We start from the raw sequence: 19,519 nt of genomic DNA, 5'->3' as shown, positions 1-19,519 counted from the left end.
AAACAATATTGAAAAAGATTGAAAAAACCTTTCATATCAACAAAAAATTGAATACTATGAAGAAATTTTAAAAACCTCTCTTAAAACAGAAACTTCATTAGATAAAGATGTATATACACCACTTTATCCAGAAGTTATTAAAAAACTAGCAAAACCACACCCTAAAAATTTACTTGAAGTAAGAAAAGATAAAAACAAATCTTTTGTGAGAAATACAGTTGATTTATGAAAAAATGTCGCAAAAAAGACACAAAAATTATTTACATTTAAAAAACAATCTAATTTATTTGATTTTCAAGAATATCTAGATAATGCGAAAGTTGAAAATATTTTAGGTAATAAACTAAAAGTTGCAGCAGAAATTGAAGATATTTATTTAACTTTTAAAAATCCTGCAAATCCTAAAGAAAAAAACTTAGTTTTACGTGGACCAAGTTTAAAGATTTATGAAGGTAAAATTCATGCAATTATTGGCGAGTCAGGTTCAGGAAAATCAGTTATTACCTCACTTTTATATGGTTTAACAGGAACAAATGCAATTATTGAATCTGGTAGTGTTAAATTATATGGTTTAGAAGTTCATAATTTTAATTTATATAACTGAGAAAAATCAAAATTAAGAGGTCGGATTGTTAGTGCAGTATTTCAAAATCCAATGTCTATTTTAGATCCTACTATGAAAGTAGGAAAACAAATTACAGAAGGTATGTTAATAAATAAAATTGTAAAAACAAAAAAAGAAGCAGTAGCAGAAGCAATTAAATATTTAGAAATGGCTAAAATTTCTAATCCACAAAAAGTTATGAATTTATATCCTCATGAACTTTCAGGAGGAATGATTCAACGGATTGCAATTGCTGCTATTGTTAGTTTAAAACCTAAAATTCTTGTTATGGATGAACCCACAACTGCTCTTGATCCTACTGTTCAAGCTCTTGTTTTAGATATAGTAAGAGAATTACAAGAAAAATTCCATATTGCAATTGCTTTTATTACTCATGACTTAGGAATTGTTGCATCAATTGCTGAATTTATTAATATTATGTATGCTGGACAAATTATTGAATCAGGTACTTGTGAAGAAGTTCTAATGCACCCACAACACCCATATACATGAGGTTTAATTTCATCAATGCCAGATTATAATAATGATGAAAGATTAAATGTTATTAAAGGTGCAGTTCCTTCTTCATTAAATGAAATTAAAGGTGATGCTTTTGCAATAAGAAGTGATTATGCTTTAGGTAAAGATTTAGAAGAAGAATCTGATTATTACTTTGTTTCGCCAACACATATTGTCAAATCAAGTCTTTTAGACAAAAAAGCTCCACATTATATTCCACCAAAGATTATTCAAAATCTTTGAAAAAGATATTTTAATCGTTTACACTTATTACATGAAAACATTTTTGTTGATCAAAAAACTTATCAAGAAGATTTAGCTAAAATTGAAGAACACAATAAAGAAGTATTAAACTTAAAAGCAAAAGAGGTTCAAGATGGACAAAACTAAAAATATTTATAAAGAACAAAAAAGTTTTGGTAGAACTCTTTATCGTGAAATAAGAGAAGGTACAGAAGAAATGCTAAATTCTGTTGATAAGCCTACAATAGTAGAAATAAGAAACATGGATGTAACTTATGGTAGTGGAACTAAAGCATTTACAGCCTTAAAAGACTTTAATTTAAATATTTATAAAGGTGAAGTATTAGGATTAGTTGGTGAATCTGGTTCTGGTAAAACAACTGCAGGACGTGCTATTATTGGTTTAACTCCGCATAGTTTTGGCGAGATAAAAATTTTAGGAAAACAAATTCCTAAAAATTTAAATAAAGTGTTTAAATGATCTAAAAAAGGGAAAGAAATTATTGATTTTATGGTTAATAAAGTGCAAATGATTTTCCAAGATCCAACTAATAGTTTAAACCCTTTTAAAAATGTTGAATATATTATTTCTGAAGGTTTAACCAATACAAAAAATTCAAAAAGCATTTATTTATATAATTTTGATCAGCAAGCAAAAAAACAAATTTATGCATTCCTATCTAAAGAAAAAAATCCTGAATTTTTTGGTAAATTTGAACAAGACTTAGAAAAGTCATTATTACAGGAATCTGATTTAATATTTAAAACATTTTATGAAGAATTTTATAATAAAGTTATTTCACTAAAAAATGATCAATTAACACAGTTATTCAATGAATTAAAACAACAAAGAATTGATTCAAACAATATTTCAGAAAAACAAGCAAAACAACATTTAGTTTTAGATATTTTAAAATCTGTTGGGTTGGATGATTCGGTTTTAAATAGATATCCTCTTGAATTTTCAGGAGGTCAACAGCAACGTATTGGTATTTGTAGAGCCATAATTTTACAGCCACAACTCCTAATTGCTGATGAACCTATTTCTGCACTTGATGTGTCTATTCAAGCACAAGTTATCAATATATTTAAAGAATTAAAAGAAAAATATAACTTAACAATTTTATTTATTGCTCACGACTTAAGAATGGTTGAATATATTTCAGATCGTATTGCTGTTATGAATAAAGGAACATTGCTTGAAGTTGGTTCAACTACTGAAATCATTAAAAATCCACACCATCCATATACCCAAAGCTTATTAGATGCAGTTCCTTCTATTGAAGCTGAAAGAGGTTCATTAGTTGGTAAGGCTTACGATCCATCAATTCATGAATATGATGAACAAAATCAACCTAAATGACAAAAGATTTCTAATAATCACTTTGTTTTAGCAAGCGATAAAGAATTTCCTTCTTTTAAAGAAAGTGCTAAAAATTACAAAAGTAAAATAATTAAATAATAAAAAATCAAGATTTTATCGGTCTTGATTTTTATTTTATTAATGTAATAAGAATTTTTTAATAACTTTATTAAAACGGTATAAATAATCGATAATTGCCTCACCTAAACCGTTTTGTTCAACGCTTGAAGTGTGGTAGTTAGCTGCATCTTTTACTACTTGTGGACTATTTGCCATTGCATATGAAAAACCGCAAATCTTTAACATATCGATATCATTTCTACTATCACCTGCACAAAATACATCTTCTAAACTCAATTCATCTTTATAAAATGTTTCGACTATATATTTAATAGCACTACCTTTAGAAACGTTTTTTGCCATAATTTCAACATTAGAAGCTGTTTCAATAAAATACACATTAAGATTTTTTAAAAAGTCAGTTATTTTCTTAAAGTTTTCAACTTGACTTGAAAATTCAATTTTTATAATGTCTTTGATTTCTTGATTTGTGTATTTTTGTACAATATTTTTTCCTTCGTCAGTATCAAAATGATAATTTAAAGTAGCTTCTAATGCTTCTTGATTGCTATAATTTAAGTAAAAATATTGATTTGAATTTCAAAAAACAATTTCAAATTGATTTTCATTAGCAAAATCAATAATTTTTTGAGCATCTTCATCACTAATTGTTTTTTGATAAATAAACTCATTTGTTTCCATATCAAAAATATTTGCACCAGTTGAACCAATTAAATATTTAGCTTTTAATTGATTTCCAACATTTTTTACTCTTTCAAAAACAGGATTTCCTGTGCATAAACTAAACAAAGCAGGTCTTGGGTTTTCTTCGCTTTTGGTAATTGCAAATTCAATATCATTAATTGTTTCTTGTGATGCTTTAAAACTTGAACCATACAATGTACCATCCATGTCAGTGAAAATTAATGGTAATTTTAAATTATTCATTAAATTAACTCCTCAAAAACATCTTCACCTGTTTCAAGTAGGTTACACTCAAAGTTTCTTGCAACAATATTTCCCGCTGTTCCTAAACCGTTTAAAGGTCTTGTGAAAATTTTTGGTTGTTTAAATGATTTAGAAAAAATTGTAAGTGGTAATGCTTCACGAGTATGATCGCTTCCTGGTCATGTTGGATCATTTCCGTGATCTGAGGTAATTAATAGTAAATCATCTTCTTTCATTGCATTAATTAATTTTGTTAATTTAATATCAAATCTTGAAATATTTTCTGAATATCCTTCAGGATTTCTTCTGTGTCCATAATGACTGTCAAATTGCACTAAATTAACAAAAATGAATTGATTTTCAGTATTTTGTGTAGCAATTTCAATAGCAACATCCATATTTTCATCATCACTTGCAGGACCATAGATAGTATCTATTCCCTCACCTGTAAAAATATCTTTTATTTTTCCAACTCCAATTGTTTCTATTCCTTTTTCTTGAAGTTCATTTAATAATGTTTTTTTAGGTGGTTTATTTGCATAATCATGACGGTTAAATGTTCTTGTAAAATTTCCATTTTCACCAATATATGGTCTAGCTATAATACGAGCAACATTTCATTCAGGTCTACTTGAACAAATTTCTCGAGCTTTTTTTGAATATTCATATAGTTTATCTAAACCTAAATATTTTTCATGTCCACAAATTTGTAAAGTACTATCAGGCGAAGTATAAATAATAATTTCTCCTGTTTCAAGTGATCTTTGTCCTAGTTCTTTTAAAATAACAGTCCCACTAGCTGCTCTATTTCCAATAATTTTTCTTCCATCTCAAGCTTTTGATAATTCATTTACAAGCTCTTGTGGAAAACCATTTTCAATAAATTGAGGACTTGGCACCTTTGTTAAAATTCCCATCATTTCTCAGTGACCTGTTAATGTATCTTTACCATTTGACATTTCATGTATTCTTGCCATGTAAGCTAATGGATTTTTATTTCTTTTGTTATGACCTGCTACTTTAGCAATTTCTGTAATACCTAATTTTTTTCATGTTGGAATTTGAAATTCCAAAACTTCAGAAGCATGTAAGAAACTATTTGCTCCTTTATCATTAAATTCTTCTTGTCTAGGTTCTTCACCAATACCTAAACCATCAGTTACCAACATAAAAATACGTTTAAATTTTTTCATACTATTCCTTAAATATTTAATTTGTAAGTTATATATTAATTTTATATTAAATATCAAAAATATAGACCTAATAAGATAAAATTAAAGATAATTATAAAGACAAGAAAGGGAAAAAATGAAACAAAAAACTAAAATAATTGCAACAGCAGGTCCTGCAAGTGATAATTATGAAACAATGAAACAACTAATAGCATCAGGAGTAACGGCAATAAGAGCTAATTTTAGTCATGGAACTGGACAAGATCACATAAAAAAATATGATTTAGCAAGACAAATTGCAAAAGAATTAAACACAAATGTATCTTTAATTTTAGATACAAAAGGTCCTGAGATAAGAATTGGAAAAATAGAAAATGATGGTCAAATAATTTCAAAAAATCAAGAATTTAATTTAGTCTGTGGTGAAGAAGTTTTTAAAAATATGGTAGGTAATTTTCACCAAGTTGCAGTTAATTACGATATGCATCTTAATTTAAAAATCGGTGATGTTGTTTTATTAGATGATGGAAAATTAAAAACAACCGTAATTGAAATAAAAAACAATATTGTTACAGTAAAAACTCAAAATCAACATTTTTTAAAAACAAACAAAAGAATAAATATTCCAGATATTGAGTTTAGTTTACCTTTTTTAAGTGAAAAAGATAAAAATGATTTATTGTTTGGAATTGAATATGGAGTTGATATAGTTGCTGCTAGTTTTGTAAATAGCAAAAAAAACTTACAAGATTTACGTGTTTTTTTAGATGAACATGGCGGACAAAATATTCAAATTTGTTCAAAAATTGAATCACAAATGGGTATTGATAATATCGATGAAATTATTGAATATTCAGATTCAATTATGATTGCTAGAGGTGATTTAGGTCTGGAAGTTGATTATTACAAAGTGCCTCAATACGAACAAATGATTATAAAAAAATGTAATATTGCAAAAAAAGAAGTTATTGTTGCAACCCAAATGTTAGATTCAATGGAAAAAAACCCTCTACCTACAAGAGCAGAAGTAACGGATGTTTATTGAGCTACATTATTAGGTGCTGATGCAACTATGTTAAGTGGTGAAACTGCAAGTGGTAATTTTCCAATAGAAGCTGTTAAAACAATGAAACAAATTAACAATCAAGCAAATGAAGATTTTTTTGCAAATGAAAAACAATATTTAGATTATATTTGAGAAATTTTAATTAATTCAAGTGATGATTCTAAATGAGCATATGATATAGCAAAAGAAGTATATTACAAAAAAGAAGATTATGTTTTTTGTTTAATTTCTGATTATAAAAAATTAAAAACCCTTTCAAAATATAAATTATATGCAAATATTATTGCTATTTTCAACGAATCTAGTATGCATACTAAAATAGGTATTTTAAATAATGTTTTTTCAATAAAAGAAACTGAAGAAGATTTTGTAGAAATGTGTAAAACAAATAACATTTCTAAAAAACTTCATGATTTATTTAATTTAGATACAAAAAAATATGAAATTATAAAATTATAAATTGTTATCTAATATTTTTAATGCGCCAGAAGCTGTCTTAATATAAGCTCCTGGCAATTTATTTTTTCCCAATAAAATTCCACCAAAATATCTGATAACAAAAACTGCTATATTTTCTCTTTTTTGTAGTTTTAAAAGATTTAAAAGCGGTGTTCCTGCAGAACCTTTAGGTTCACCATTATCATCACCTTTTTCTTCTCACTTGCCGTTTTCAAAAATTACATAAGCGTAGCAAATGTGTCTAGCTTTTGGATGTAATTTCCATAATTCTTCATTTATTTTCATTATTTCATTTTTTGAATCAACTTTATAAGCAAAAGCTATAAATTGAGATTTTTTAATTACTAGTTCAAACATATATTTATTATATATTTTCTAAATAAATTACAATAAAAGTTATAATTTTAAATATGATTAAATTAATAGTAGAGTACAGCGATAGAATCGATAAATACATTACAAATAATTCAGAAATTACCAGAAATGATGCACAAGAATTAATCAGACAAGGTGCTGTTAGTGTTGATGGAATAAAAATTAATAAAAATAAATTTGTAGTTTCTCAAAATCAAGAAATTTTAATTGAAAAATTAATTGATAAAACAATTACAGTTGATGCACAAAATATCAGTTTAAATATAGTTTATGAAGATGATAAACTTATTGTAGTTAACAAACACTCAGGAATGGTAACCCATCCTGCACCAGGAAATTACAACAATACATTAGTTAATGCTTTAATGTATCACTTTAAAAATAATTTAAGTAATGAAAATGGATTATTAAGACTCGGAATCGTACACCGTTTAGACAAAGATACAAGTGGTTTATTGTTAGTTGCAAAAGATAATAAAACACACCAATTTTTAGCAAGTCAGTTAAAAGATCATAAAATTGATCGAAAATATTTAGCAATAGTTGACGGTGTAATGGAAAATGAAATTACAAATATAGATCTACCAATTGGGCGTGACCCTAAAAATCGTCAAAAAATGGCGGTTACAAAAGTAAATTCAAAACCAGCACAAACTAAAATAAGAGTTTTAGAACAAGTTTATATTAATAACAGTGATAAAACTTTAGTAGAATGTGAATTAAAAACAGGTAGAACTCATCAAATTAGAGTACATTTAGCATATATCAAGCATCCAGTTTATGGTGACCCAGTATATGGAAAAAAACAAGATTCATTTAATCAAAGGCTTCATGCATACAAAATTACATTTAAACACCCAAACGGCGAAATGATGACTTTTGAAACTGAAATGCCTTGAAAAATGGAAAAAGATATAAAATTGCATGGTTTGGACTCATAAGATTTGTAAATAAATATTGAGTTTATTATATAATTTTAAATATTAAAGGAGACAAGATGAATCCATTTTTGTTTGGTAATCAAAAAACAAGAGAAGAACTAATGCAAGAAGATAAATCAAAATATAGACCTTGATTTATTTGATTTACTATTGCCTTGGCAATTACTTTTTTATTAGCGGTTGCAGGTTTAGCAATAGTTTTTGCTTTTCGCGAAAATTATTATGCAGAATTTCAAAACATTATCTTAAATGAACATAAAGATTATAATGCTTCTGAACTTAATTCTGATACCCAAAAACAAATGGCTTATTTATTTATAAGCGCAACTTTACCATTTATTTTGTTTGGTGTTATGCTTGCCATATTTATTACAAACTTTTCAAGAAGTTTACAAAAAAAAGATTATTCAGTGTTTAATTCTGGATTCTTTACTTTTAGTGTTGTGTTAATTATTTTTTACATTATCACCAACTGAAATTTACCATATAGAATTTCAACAATGAAAAGTAACGATTATTTTTCTATTATTTCAATTTTTAATATTGTATTTTATGTATTGAGTTATTTATTTATTGGTTCAAAATGTAGTAAAATTACAAAAATGTTTAGAATGGCTAAATTATATGAACAATCTAAAACATTAGAAGAACAATTTTCAAAAAACCCAAATTCACAATTTAATGATTTATTTACTGGATTTGCAAATCAAACCAATGCTTATAATTCACAATATGCAGAAACACAACCCAAACAACAACCAACTAAACCATTAGAAATGAACGAAGAAGAAACTAATATTTTTAAAGAAAATCCTGAAATTATTACTTCAATTTATTATCAAAAATTAAAAGATATTGATAGAGAAAAATTAAATTTAATTGCAAATAAATTAAATATTTTTGGTACTGAAGATTTAACTGATGTGCAACTAAAAGTTAAAATAGCTCAAATTTATCTTTCAAAAGAAAATAAAGGTGAAACTAATGATTAATTTTGAAAATGCACAAAATGCAACAACTTCAACAGTAGCTAATAGCAACAACAATGTAATTATTTTATTGTTTACATTTATTCTTGTTACAAGTTTATTTATCGCAATAAAATTTTCAGTTCATTTTCAAAAAAGTTTAGATTATACAAAAAGAGCAACTGGTGATAAATTAAAAAAACCATTTATTTACGGTTTAAAATTTTCAACACCATCATTGATAAATTTATTTATTTTTCAAATTTTATTAGTAGTTATAATGATTTGAACTGCTATTAATTTTTCAAATGATATAACTGCTTTTTATAAAAGTGTTCAAGAAGCAAAAGTAAATGGTCAAGAAATTAAATCTGAATCATTTGATTATGTTAGTTCAAAATCTATTTTTACTTATTTTACAATGTTATTACCATTTCTTTATGCCTTATTAACTTTCTTATACAACTTTGTTGCTTACAAAAAAGCATTTAATGATCCAAAATATAAAAACAAAAATTTTGTTTCTGAACTTAAAAAAGAACTTCAAGAAGAGTTTAAAGATGAAGAAATTGTAAAAGAAATGAGAGTGGATATTGAAGCAATGAAATCTAAAAATCCTCTTGGCGCAAAAGTTTTAGCAAAAAAAGTTTATCAATTAAATAATTTTGAACAATTAGATTTTCAACAAGCTTATAAATTTGCTTTAGAAATGGAATTTATAAAAAATTATTATGAATTCTATGTAAGAAATTTCACATTTTTTGGAACATATTTTGATCAAAAAAAATTAAGAAATTTTAAAATAGATTATGAAAATGATTATTCTTCAACAATTGAAAAACAAATTCAATGAATGAATGATGTAGAAAAAAGTATTAAAAATAATAATCAAATAAATGAAACATATTCACAATTACATCACTATAAAAATATAAATATGACATTAATGAGAAATCAAAGAAAAAATTCTTCATTAACAACCAATACAAACGATATTAATTATTTAGGTGTTGATCCATCAATTCAATTATCTTATTCTTTAGATAATAAGTTACAGTCAGAACTTGATATTGCTGATATTTTAAAAGTTATTGCAAGCAATGCTTGAAAAAAACTTATTTTAAAGATGTAAAAAAACAAAATGCCTGGTGGCATTTTTATTTAAAAAATTTTGGAATTTCTAAAAATAAAAAATTAGAATAAAAAAATTGATTTTTTTGACTGTCACCGGATAAGTTGTTGTATAATAATAAAGAATTTATTTTTTAAATTCCACAGTATAAAATATCAATAAAATAAAAGAAAGGAAAAAATGCCTACAATTAGCCAACTTATTAATAGTGGTCGTAAAGATAAAGTTGTAAAACCAAAAGCTCCTGCTTTATTATTATCTTACAATTCACTATTGAAAAAAGAGAAAAAAATCCCAGCACCATTTAAACGTGGTGTTTGTACACGGGTAGGAACAATGACACCTAAAAAACCTAACTCAGCTACTCGTAAATATGCTCGGGTAAGACTTTCAAATGGTATGGAAGTTACAGCATATATCCCAGGAGAAGGACATAACTTACAAGAACACTCAGTAGTTTTAATAAGAGGGGGAAAAGTTAAAGACTTACCAGGGGTACGTTACACAATCGTTAGAGGTACACAAGATACAGCCGGAGTTAATAATCGTAAACAAGGGCGTTCAAGATATGGTGCTAAAAGACCAAAAGCTAACTAATTAAATTAATTACTATTTATAAAGAAATTTTAAAAAGGAGAAATTATGTCAAGAAAAAGACAAGCCCCAGTGCGTGATGTTTTAGCAGATCCAATTTTCAACTCTAAAATTGTTACTAAATTAATTAATACAATTATGTTAGACGGAAAAAAATCTATAGCAGAAAATATCTTGTACTCAGCATTTGATATCATTAAAGAAAAAACTCAAAAAGATCCAATGGAAGTATTTAATACAGCTATTGAAAATATTACTCCACAATTAGAAATTAGATCTCGTCGTATTGGTGGAAGTAACTATCAAGTTCCTGTTGAAGTTTCAGCTAGAAGAAAACAAACTTTAGCTTTACGTTGATTAATTCAATATTCACGTTTAAGAAGCGAAAAAACAATGGATTTACGTTTAGCAAATGAAATTATTGACGCATCAAATAAAATTGGTGGATCAATTAAAAAACGTGAAGACACTCACAAAATGGCCGAATCTAATAAAGCGTTCGCTCATTTTAGATGATAATTTTAATTATTTAATAAAATTATTAAGTATATCGTATTATTATCATAATTAAAATAAGCAAAGGAAAAAATAGATTTATATGTCAAGAGAATATCCATTAGAAAATTATCGTAATATTGGAATTATGGCTCACATCGATGCCGGAAAAACAACAACTACAGAACGTATTTTATATCACACAGGAAAAATACATAAAATTGGTGAAACACATGAAGGTGCTAGCCAAATGGACTGAATGGTTCAAGAACAAGAAAGAGGAATTACAATAACCTCTGCTGCAACAACAGCATTTTGAAAAGGTAAAAGAATTAATATCATCGATACACCAGGTCACGTTGACTTTACAGTTGAAGTTGAACGTTCACTTCGTGTGCTTGATGGTGCAGTTGCAGTTTTAGATGCTCAAAGTGGTGTTGAGCCTCAAACAGAAACAGTTTGAAGACAAGCAACAACATACAAAGTACCTAGAATTGTTTTCGTTAATAAAATGGATAAAGCTGGAGCAAGTTTTAAAAACTCAGTTGAATCTGTTAGATCACGTTTAGGTGGAAAATGTCATGCTATTCAATTAAATATTGGTGAAGAATCACAATTTAATGGAATAGTTGACTTGGTTGAATTAAGAGCTTATGAGTTCGATGGACAACCAGAAGAAAAAATGAAAGACATTGAAATCCCAGAATACTTAAAAGACGAAGTTATGTTACTACGTCATGAACTTATCGAAGCCGTTGCAGACTATGATGAAGAAATTATGATGTCAGTATTAGAAGGCGAAGAAATTTCAGCTGAAAGATTAAAAAAAGCAATCCGTACAGCAACTTTAACAAGTGAATTCTTCCCAGCAGTTTGTGGTACAGCATTTAAAAACAAAGGTGTTAAATTAATGATTGATGCCGCTGTTGATTATTTACCAAGTCCATTAGATGTTCCTGCTATTAAAGGTCATTTAGGTGAAGAAGAAGTAAATGTTAAAGCAGCTGATGAAGAACCATTTGCAGCTTTAGCATTCAAAGTTATGAATGACCCATATGTTGGAAACTTAACTTTCTTTAGAGTTTATGCAGGAGTTTTAGAAAAAGGAAGCTACGTTAAAAACTCAACAAAAGATCAAAAAGAAAGAATTAGCCGTATTTTACAAATGCATGCTAACTCACGTCAAGATATTGATGAAGTTAGAACAGGTGATATAGCTGCTGCTGTTGGTTTAAAATCAACAACAACAGGAGATACTTTAATAGCTGAAAAATCTCCAGAAATTATTTTAGAAAAAATGGAATTCCCTGAACCAGTTATTTCACAAGCTTTAGAACCTGCTACAAAAGCAGCTACTGAAAAACTTTCATTAGCATTACAAAGATTATCAGCAGAAGATCCTACATTTAGAACATTCACTGATGAAGAAACAGGACAAACAATTATTGCAGGTATGGGTGAATTACACTTAGATATTATTGTTGACCGTTTAAAAAGAGAATTTGGTGTTGAAGTAAATGTTGGAGCACCTCAAGTTAGTTATCGTGAAACAATTACAAAATCAGCAGACGTTGAAGGAATTCACAAGAAACAATCAGGTGGAAAAGGTCAATATGGACATGTTTGAATTAAATATGAACCTAATCCAGATGGTGGTTTTGAATTCGTAGATAAAATTGTTGGTGGAAAAATTCCAAAAGAATACATTAAATCAATCCAAAAAGGATTACAAGAAAAAATGGATATTGGTATTTTAGCTGGTTATCCAATGATTGATATTAAAGCTACGTTATTTGATGGATCATACCATGATGTCGATTCATCTGAATTAGCTTATAAAATTGCAGCTTCAAAATCACTTACAAAAGGTAAAGAACTACTAGGTACTGTATTATTAGAACCAATCATGGACGTTGCAGTTACTGTTCCTGAAGATTACTTCGGAGATATTATGGGTGATATTTCACGTCGTAGAGGACAAATTAGAGGAGATGAAACACGTTCAGATGGTGTTCACATTATTAAATCATACATTCCTTTAAGTGAAATGTTTGGATATGCAACAGATTTACGTTCTATGACAGCAGGACGTGGAAATTACCAAATGTGATTTGATCACTATGAAAAAATGCCAAAAAACTTATCTGATGAAATCATCAAAAAACGTGGTGGAAAAGTAAAAGTAGAAGAAGATTAATAAAATATCTTATTTTCAAAATGAAACATCAAAATAAAAGGTGTTTCATTTTTTTATTTTTAAGTTTTAAAATTTACTTTAAATAATAGATATAAAAAAACTTAATAATAAACAAAATCATAATCTTTTTTATCTTTTTCAAATTAACTTATTATTTTTGCAATTTTTTATAAAAAAATGCACATTATTTTTTCCTAAAAAAAGGAATAAAAAAACAAAAAAATGAATTTTAATTATATAATTTAATTGTAAAAAAAGAGGTAAAAATGTTAAAAGCTCAAACTGATTTTTTAAAATTTAATGATGAATTAAAATTACTTTTAAAATCACACAAAATGTCCCAAAAAGAATTGGCAATGCGTTTGGGATTAAGTTTAAAACATATGAATACAATTTTAAAAGGTGATATAAATGAATTAACAGTCAATGTTTTAGAAGGACTTGAATATGTATTTAATTTAAAATCAGGTACATTGTCTGAAAAATATTACATCTACAAAAATAAACAAATAATAAGTGGATTAAAAGACAAAGTTAAAAATTATTTAAATGAATATGGAATTAATTTTTTAATCCAAAACCCACAATTAAGTAGTCCTTTCAATATATATATTCAAGAAAATATGTATGATTATGAAAAATTAATGTCATTAAAGAAATTTTATGGTGTTTCTAATTTAGAGGATTATAAATTATATTTAGATGAACATGTTTTAGCGGAATTTAAAAAATTTCACGATAAACCCAACACATATGTTTGAATTAGATTTTGTGAATTAGGTGTAGATCCTTATGAACCTGTTGGTACTTTTAGATCAAATGAATATACACCAGCTATTAAAAAAGCACTAAATATAATGAGTTCTAATAAACCATTTAATGAAAAAATTTCATTGTTAAAAACTTTTTTGAGAAAAAAAGGTATTGTTTTGGTTACAAAAAAATTCATAGAAGATTCTATGATAAGAGGAATAACTATAAAAAAAGGTGCAAAAAGATTTATATTTTTAAGTGATATGTATCAAAGAGAATGTTTTATATTTTTCACATTATTACATGAAATAGTACACTGTTATTTTCCTAAAAAAACAGAAGAAGAAATTGATAATTTCGTTATTGAAGAATACGAAAGATGAGAAAAACAAACAATAACTCAATATAAAGCAATTTATGATGCAATTAGTTGTTATAACTCAGCTAAGTGACAAACTCAAAAAAACCCTAATGCAGATGTAAGTTACATTTGAGAAAGTTTACAACTAAAATATCCAAAAGTAACATTCGAAGAGGAATAATGTCAAATAAAATTACAAGAAATTATTACAATAATAAAGATTATTATTTAGATGAAGAAAATAAAATAGTTAAATTAGCGCCTGATTTTCACAAGAAGTTATTATCATCTAAACCTGGAAGTTTTACAGGTTTTAAAAAAGTAGGTGGTTCAAGTATTGCTAATGTTTTAAATTTAGATGCATTGCACAATGATTTTGTGGCTTTTTGTAATATTTCTAAAATCGGGTTACCAATTTTAGACAAAAAATATGTAAATGCTGGAATTGTTTTAGAACCAGAAATTATTAAAATGTTAGAACAAAAAACAAATAAAGTAGTTGAAACTTTTCCTGCTGCGAAATATAATTATGATTATTTTAAAGATAATTTAATTTTAGGCGGACTTCCTGATGGTTACATTCAATCAACTAATACTATTATTGAAATAAAAACAACCGGGCTTAAAAATTATGATTACTGACAAGCTAATGGAATCCCATTAAATTACATCAAACAATCACAGTTATATGCATACTTAAAAGGTGCAACTTCTTATGCTATTTGCGCTTCTTTTTTAGAAGAAGATGATTATCAAAATTTAGATAAAGTAGATGTTTATAAAAGAAAAAGTATGGTTAAACTATATCAACTAAATAAAGAGCAAGCAGAAGATGACATTGAAAAAGTGTATGCCTGATATAAAAAATATACAGAATCTGGAATTAGTCCAACTTATGATTTAGCAGTTAATGCTGATTTAATTGAGTGATTAAGATGCGAAAACAAAGAGCAATGAGAAGAATTATACAATAAGTGGTTAGAACAAGGAAAAATAAACTTATATGAAAATTAATCCTGAAAAAATTGCAAAATTTAAAAATTATTTTTCAGCAAATACATCATCTGATTTTTGAATTAAACATTCAAAGGATGATTATTTAAGTTTAAAAAAAGTTCAAAAACAAGATAATTTTGAAGAAGAATCATCTGATGAAGAAGATGAATTTGATTATTTTTCACAAGTATTTGATTCTTTTTTAGAAAATAATGAATTGCCTAAAATTGAAGCAAATAACTATTTTAGTGTAGCTACTAATGTAATGTTTAAAAAAATCAATCAAAAAATGATTGATATTATTGAAGAAAATTATAATCCAAGTGAAATTTTTGTAGTTCCAATTATGAAATCTCTTGAAGAAAAAATTTCTTTAACAAAATCTGCATTACTAGATCCAAAAATTAAATTAATTAGAAATCCGTTTTTTATAACTTATATTGATTCAGATAATGAAAATATATTTTTAGCCAATCCAGCAGCTTATAATAAAGAAAAAAATATTTTATATTCTCAAAATGCTGTAACTTCTATTAAAAAATGAAAATATGTTTTAAAAGCATATTGAGAAGCTGAAATTTTAAAAAGAAATAATTTAAAAGTCAATGACTATATTTTTTTAATATTAGATCGAGATATCAATAAAAAAAACGAAGTACATATAAAAAAACAACAAGAAATTGCATATGCAAAAACTAAAAAAAATGGTGTAAATGAAGAACGCACTTTTAATATAAATGATTTACTAAACGATGGTTTTATAAATATAACAAAATCAAATAAACAAAAAACCTTAGAACCTTTATCACTTGATCAATTTTCCAATTTATGGTTATCTTTACTAGTAAATAGTGATTTTTTAGATACATATAATGAATCAGATAATATAAGTGATTGAGGTAAAAATGAACATGCAAATTTAATATTTTTTACAGAAAATCCTAAGTTTGCAAATATAAATGGTACTTTTTTAATTAAAATAAAAAAATTTTTCTTTGAAAATAAATTCGACGAAATAAAAAATGAAGAAGAATCTAAAACAGAATTGCAATATATTTTTAATAAAATTAATTTAATGAATAAAGATCGTACTCAAGATATTATAAAAAATATTCAAAAAGAAGGTTCGGAAGTAATTTGATATGACTTTGAAGGTTTTAGTTTACCTTTTTCACCATTAGATAATGTAAAGCCTTATACACAAGTTGTAAATCAAGTGAGTATTATAAAAACTATTACACTAAAAAAAGAAGATTCATTTGAATTACAAATAATTGATCATGAAACAAAAGATATTATGTATGATCCTAAAACTATAAATATAAATGATTTTATAGATTTAATTAATCAAGTTTATGGTAATAAAACACATGATGCATATGTAGTTTTTAATAAAGGTTATGAAATTACAAGAATGAATGAAATGATTGATTATATTTCAAAAAGTGAATTAGTTACACAAAATCAACTTAATGAAACAAAATATAAATTACAAAAAATTAAAGAAAATACTGTTGACATTATGCTTGCTTTTAAAAGAGATGCTATTTTTCTTCACACCCTAAGAGGGTATTATTCTATTAAAAAAGTTGAAAAATACATAACTAAATCTCATTTACAATTAAAACATTTAATCACACCTTATAGTGAGCTAGAAGTAAAAAATGGAAAAATGGCAATGGATAATGCTATTTTAAGATATACAGGAGTAATTGGTGATAAGGAGTGAGAACAAAAATCTAAAAAATTAAAAGAGTATTGTCATAATGATGTTTTGGCGATGATTATGGTCTATGATTTCATAAATAAATTACTAAAAGATGGTGTAGATAATTTAGATGATAAAGATATTGATATTTTTAATTAATATTATATAATTATTAAATAACAAGCCAATTTAGCTCAGTTGGTAGAGCAACTGATTCGTAATCAGTTGGTCGTAGGTTCGATCCCTATAATTGGCACCAAATGTTATTTTGACATATCGCTGGCAAATAAAAAAATAAAAAATAATTTTTTTTAACAAAACTTTAAAAAATGTTATATAATAATATAGCAATTTAAATAAATAAGTTGCCGACATAGCTCAGCGGTAGAGCAGTTGGCTGTTAACCAATTGGTCACAGGTTCAATCCCTGTTGTCGGCGCCATGGCCCTATGGTGAAGCGGTTAACACACATGGTTTTCATCCATGCATTCGCGGGTTCGAGTCCCGCTAGGGTCACCATTTTGGACGATTAGCTCAGCTGGGAGAGCATTGCCCTTACAAGGCAAGGGTCGTGGGTTCGAGCCCCTCATCGTCCACCATTTGTTTTAACGCCAATGATAAAATGCCAAACGGCATTTTTTATTTTTTTCTTAAAATATAACAATAAAAAAAGACTATTAAATTTAGTCTTTTTCATTTTTCTTATCCTTTGGTTCTGGTAATTTCTGAATCTCAGTTGCATTATCAGAATTTGTATTTTCACTATTTAACTGAGTATCTAGTTCTTTATGGTCATCTATTACAAGTGGAGTATAATTTCTGAATTCATAAATTCCATTACCATTTTCATGGGCCTTTAATTCTCTTAAAATGTATTTTCAAATTGGTTTATAATATTTTATTAATGAATAAATAGCAACTAAGTCTATTATTGTAAATATAGCAGAAACAGTTATTTTTCATGCTTCTAAATGTTCAATATGATAGCCTTTAAATCCTAAAATTGCATTAACTGCTAGCACTATGTTAATTGATGCTATTTCAATTGTTGTTTTAAATTTAATAATTTTTGGAACTCTAAAATAAATATTTTTTTCAAAAAGAATCAATTTACCTGTTAAAGCTGTTAAATCACGAATGAATAAAACAATAACAACACTTGTAAAAATTAAGTTAAATTTAATAAAAAATAAAATAATAGGATAAATTAAGAACTTGTCAGATAACTGTTCAAAAATAATTTGAATTGAGCTTGAACTATGTTTATTTTTTATTCTCCCGTCAAAAAAATCACTAACACTTGCAATTAAAAATATCACAAAACAAATTCCAAATGTATATGGATATGCTGTTTCGAGTTCAAATATTTTCATTACACTAAGTAATATAAATACAAATATACCAGCTAATACCCTCATTATAGATAAATATAATGATGAGTATCAATTTATTTTTTTAAATTTCTTCATAATGCTATTATAAAAAATAAAAATAAAAACACATAAAAATTTTGTGTTTTTATTTATTATGAATTAAATGTTATTGCACTAGTAGCAACAACAACAATTGCAACAAAAACAATAACGGAAATAGAAATTAAAGTTTTTTTACCCGCTGGTGTTTTTAAGTATTTTATTATTTTTTTAAATTTTTTTTTGTTTTCTATCTTACTGGATTTACTTTTTTTCATGTTTAATCATTCCTATTATATAACTTTTTAAAGTATATTTTTAGTAATTCAAAAAAATATTTATAATTATTATTATGACAATTAGTAAGGCGAATACAAAACATAAAACAAGAGTTTTTATAGATTTTGAAGCAATAACTAACCCTTTTGCAAAAATTATTAAAATTGAAAATTCAACACCGTATTGCTATACATTAGGGTTTCAAGCTGAACATGGAATTTTTAAATCTCGTACTTATGTTATGAATTTTAAAAACAAAAAAAATTTTTATGAAACTTTAAGATTACAAATTAAAAAAGATATTAAAAAAATCAATCCAAAAATTAAAATTCAAGATGTTGAATTTGTAGGACATAATCCTGTTTTAGAAAATAAATGTTTAAAAAGACTATTTCCAAAAAATAAGGTTATTCCTTTAATTAGTCAACAAACGATCAGCTTATCAATATTAACAAGAAAACAGTTTAAGAAGCAGTATTTTTCAGAAATTAAAGAAATTATTAGGCAAAAAAGTAAACATAATGTTTTTAAAAATAGAATTTTGTCAAATAATGGAGCCATTGCCAGTTATGTTGGTTTTTTGCTTTTTTGTAAAGAAAACAATTTCGAAACAACAAAACATTATTATACTGAAATTAATAAACAACTTTTAGTAAAAGAATTAAAAGAATATTCTCATGATGATGTATGGAAAATGGAATATGTAAATAAACATTTAGAGGAAGTTGATATGTGACTTAAGGATATAAATCACAGAAGAGAATTAATTAAACAATTAAATGCCTTAGAATTAGATGAAAATATGACGATAAAAGAATTAAAAGATAGAATTTGAGATATTTAAAATAATAAATTTCATGGTAGAATTTATATT

The 19,519-nt window shown here is 26.0% G+C and carries 18 protein-coding genes and 4 tRNA genes; 17 read left to right on the top strand and 5 right to left on the bottom strand.

From position 1 onward, the window contains the following. Positions 1-67 precede the first annotated feature (67 nt). Together N8G13_RS02820 and N8G13_RS02815 are read left to right on the top strand one after the other, a co-directional pair. Positions 68-1,513 carry an ABC transporter ATP-binding protein gene (locus N8G13_RS02820; protein ID WP_391510164.1) on the top strand — a complete coding sequence of 482 codons (1,446 nt, stop codon included), beginning with the start codon at positions 68-70 and terminating at the stop codon, positions 1,511-1,513. After that, on the top strand, positions 1,500-2,828 hold the full coding sequence (locus tag N8G13_RS02815; protein ID WP_262289379.1) for an ABC transporter ATP-binding protein: 1,329 nt from the start codon (positions 1,500-1,502) through the stop codon (positions 2,826-2,828). The genes N8G13_RS02820 and N8G13_RS02815 overlap by 14 nt, the downstream gene beginning before the upstream one ends. A gap of 39 nt (positions 2,829-2,867) precedes the next feature. Here the strand turns inward: N8G13_RS02815 and N8G13_RS02810 are convergent, their stop codons facing one another. Together N8G13_RS02810 and N8G13_RS02805 are read right to left on the bottom strand one after the other, a co-directional pair. Continuing rightward, positions 2,868-3,737 (bottom strand): Cof-type HAD-IIB family hydrolase, encoded by an 870-nt coding sequence (locus N8G13_RS02810; protein WP_262289378.1) that lies wholly within the window; start codon positions 3,735-3,737, stop codon positions 2,868-2,870. Continuing rightward, a complete protein-coding gene (locus N8G13_RS02805; RefSeq protein WP_262289377.1) occupies positions 3,737-4,930 on the bottom strand; it encodes a phosphopentomutase in 1,194 nt (397 codons plus the stop codon). The genes N8G13_RS02810 and N8G13_RS02805 overlap by 1 nt, the downstream gene beginning before the upstream one ends. A gap of 115 nt (positions 4,931-5,045) precedes the next feature. Between N8G13_RS02805 and pyk the strand changes: the two genes are divergently transcribed. Further along, positions 5,046-6,434 carry a pyruvate kinase gene (gene pyk / locus N8G13_RS02800; RefSeq protein ID WP_262289376.1) on the top strand — a complete coding sequence of 463 codons (1,389 nt, stop codon included), beginning with the start codon at positions 5,046-5,048 and terminating at the stop codon, positions 6,432-6,434. Here pyk and N8G13_RS02795 read toward each other — a convergent pair. Next, positions 6,429-6,791 carry a YigZ family protein gene (locus tag N8G13_RS02795; RefSeq protein ID WP_262289375.1) on the bottom strand — a complete coding sequence of 121 codons (363 nt, stop codon included), beginning with the start codon at positions 6,789-6,791 and terminating at the stop codon, positions 6,429-6,431. The two genes, pyk and N8G13_RS02795, sit on opposite strands and share 6 nt — an antisense overlap. A 53-nt stretch (positions 6,792-6,844) precedes the next feature. Between N8G13_RS02795 and N8G13_RS02790 the strand changes: the two genes are divergently transcribed. The 13 genes from N8G13_RS02790 (at position 6,845) to N8G13_RS02730 (ending at position 17,553) form a co-directional block, all read left to right on the top strand. After that, positions 6,845-7,750: an RluA family pseudouridine synthase gene (locus N8G13_RS02790; RefSeq protein ID WP_262289374.1), complete on the top strand. Its 906-nt coding sequence runs from the start codon at positions 6,845-6,847 to the stop codon at positions 7,748-7,750. A gap of 56 nt (positions 7,751-7,806) precedes the next feature. Continuing rightward, positions 7,807-8,742, top strand: coding sequence for a hypothetical protein (locus N8G13_RS02785; protein ID WP_262289373.1), 936 nt, complete (start codon positions 7,807-7,809; stop codon positions 8,740-8,742). Beyond that, positions 8,735-9,850: a hypothetical protein gene (locus tag N8G13_RS02780; RefSeq protein WP_262289372.1), complete on the top strand. Its 1,116-nt coding sequence runs from the start codon at positions 8,735-8,737 to the stop codon at positions 9,848-9,850. Before N8G13_RS02785 ends, N8G13_RS02780 begins: the two co-directional genes overlap by 8 nt. Positions 9,851-10,030: 180 nt before the next feature. Further along, positions 10,031-10,447 (top strand): 30S ribosomal protein S12, encoded by a 417-nt coding sequence (gene rpsL / locus N8G13_RS02775; RefSeq protein ID WP_216536009.1) that lies wholly within the window; start codon positions 10,031-10,033, stop codon positions 10,445-10,447. A gap of 45 nt (positions 10,448-10,492) precedes the next feature. After that, positions 10,493-10,963: a 30S ribosomal protein S7 gene (gene rpsG / locus N8G13_RS02770; protein WP_216489216.1), complete on the top strand. Its 471-nt coding sequence runs from the start codon at positions 10,493-10,495 to the stop codon at positions 10,961-10,963. A 79-nt stretch (positions 10,964-11,042) separates the two neighbouring features. Beyond that, the gene (fusA, locus tag N8G13_RS02765) at positions 11,043-13,136 is read left to right on the top strand and encodes an elongation factor G (protein ID WP_262289371.1); all 2,094 of its coding nucleotides are present in this window, start codon (positions 11,043-11,045) and stop codon (positions 13,134-13,136) included. Between the two features lie 266 nt (positions 13,137-13,402). Continuing rightward, a complete protein-coding gene (locus N8G13_RS02760) occupies positions 13,403-14,431 on the top strand; it encodes a helix-turn-helix domain-containing protein (protein ID WP_262289370.1) in 1,029 nt (342 codons plus the stop codon). Beyond that, on the top strand, positions 14,431-15,264 hold the full coding sequence (locus N8G13_RS02755) for an MAGa7180 family putative nuclease (RefSeq protein WP_262289369.1): 834 nt from the start codon (positions 14,431-14,433) through the stop codon (positions 15,262-15,264). Before N8G13_RS02760 ends, N8G13_RS02755 begins: the two co-directional genes overlap by 1 nt. After that, positions 15,254-17,113, top strand: coding sequence for a DUF2779 domain-containing protein (locus N8G13_RS02750; protein WP_262289368.1), 1,860 nt, complete (start codon positions 15,254-15,256; stop codon positions 17,111-17,113). Before N8G13_RS02755 ends, N8G13_RS02750 begins: the two co-directional genes overlap by 11 nt. Positions 17,114-17,137: 24 nt before the next feature. Further along, positions 17,138-17,213, top strand: a tRNA-Thr gene (locus N8G13_RS02745). A gap of 108 nt (positions 17,214-17,321) precedes the next feature. Further along, positions 17,322-17,396: transfer RNA gene (locus tag N8G13_RS02740), tRNA-Asn, on the top strand. A gap of 1 nt (position 17,397) precedes the next feature. Beyond that, a tRNA-Glu gene (locus N8G13_RS02735) sits at positions 17,398-17,473 on the top strand. A gap of 4 nt (positions 17,474-17,477) precedes the next feature. Beyond that, positions 17,478-17,553 (top strand) — tRNA-Val (locus tag N8G13_RS02730). Positions 17,554-17,637: 84 nt separating this feature from the next. On the opposite strand, the gene N8G13_RS02725 is transcribed toward N8G13_RS02730, so the two are convergent. Continuing rightward, on the bottom strand, positions 17,638-18,423 hold the full coding sequence (locus N8G13_RS02725) for a CDP-alcohol phosphatidyltransferase family protein (protein WP_262289367.1): 786 nt from the start codon (positions 18,421-18,423) through the stop codon (positions 17,638-17,640). 56 nt (positions 18,424-18,479) lie between these two features. Then, complete coding sequence (locus N8G13_RS02720; RefSeq protein ID WP_262289366.1) at positions 18,480-18,644, bottom strand: hypothetical protein; 165 nt, start codon at positions 18,642-18,644, stop codon at positions 18,480-18,482. 74 nt (positions 18,645-18,718) lie between these two features. Between N8G13_RS02720 and N8G13_RS02715 the strand changes: the two genes are divergently transcribed. After that, a complete protein-coding gene (locus tag N8G13_RS02715; RefSeq protein ID WP_262289365.1) occupies positions 18,719-19,489 on the top strand; it encodes a hypothetical protein in 771 nt (256 codons plus the stop codon). Positions 19,490-19,519: the final 30 nt, after the last annotated feature.

This window comes from Mycoplasma zalophi (assembly GCF_025486335.1).
GTDB classification, from domain to species: domain Bacteria; phylum Bacillota_I; class Bacilli_A; order Mycoplasmatales; family Metamycoplasmataceae; genus Metamycoplasma; species Metamycoplasma zalophi.
This window is presented reverse-complemented; position numbering and strand designations above follow the sequence as displayed.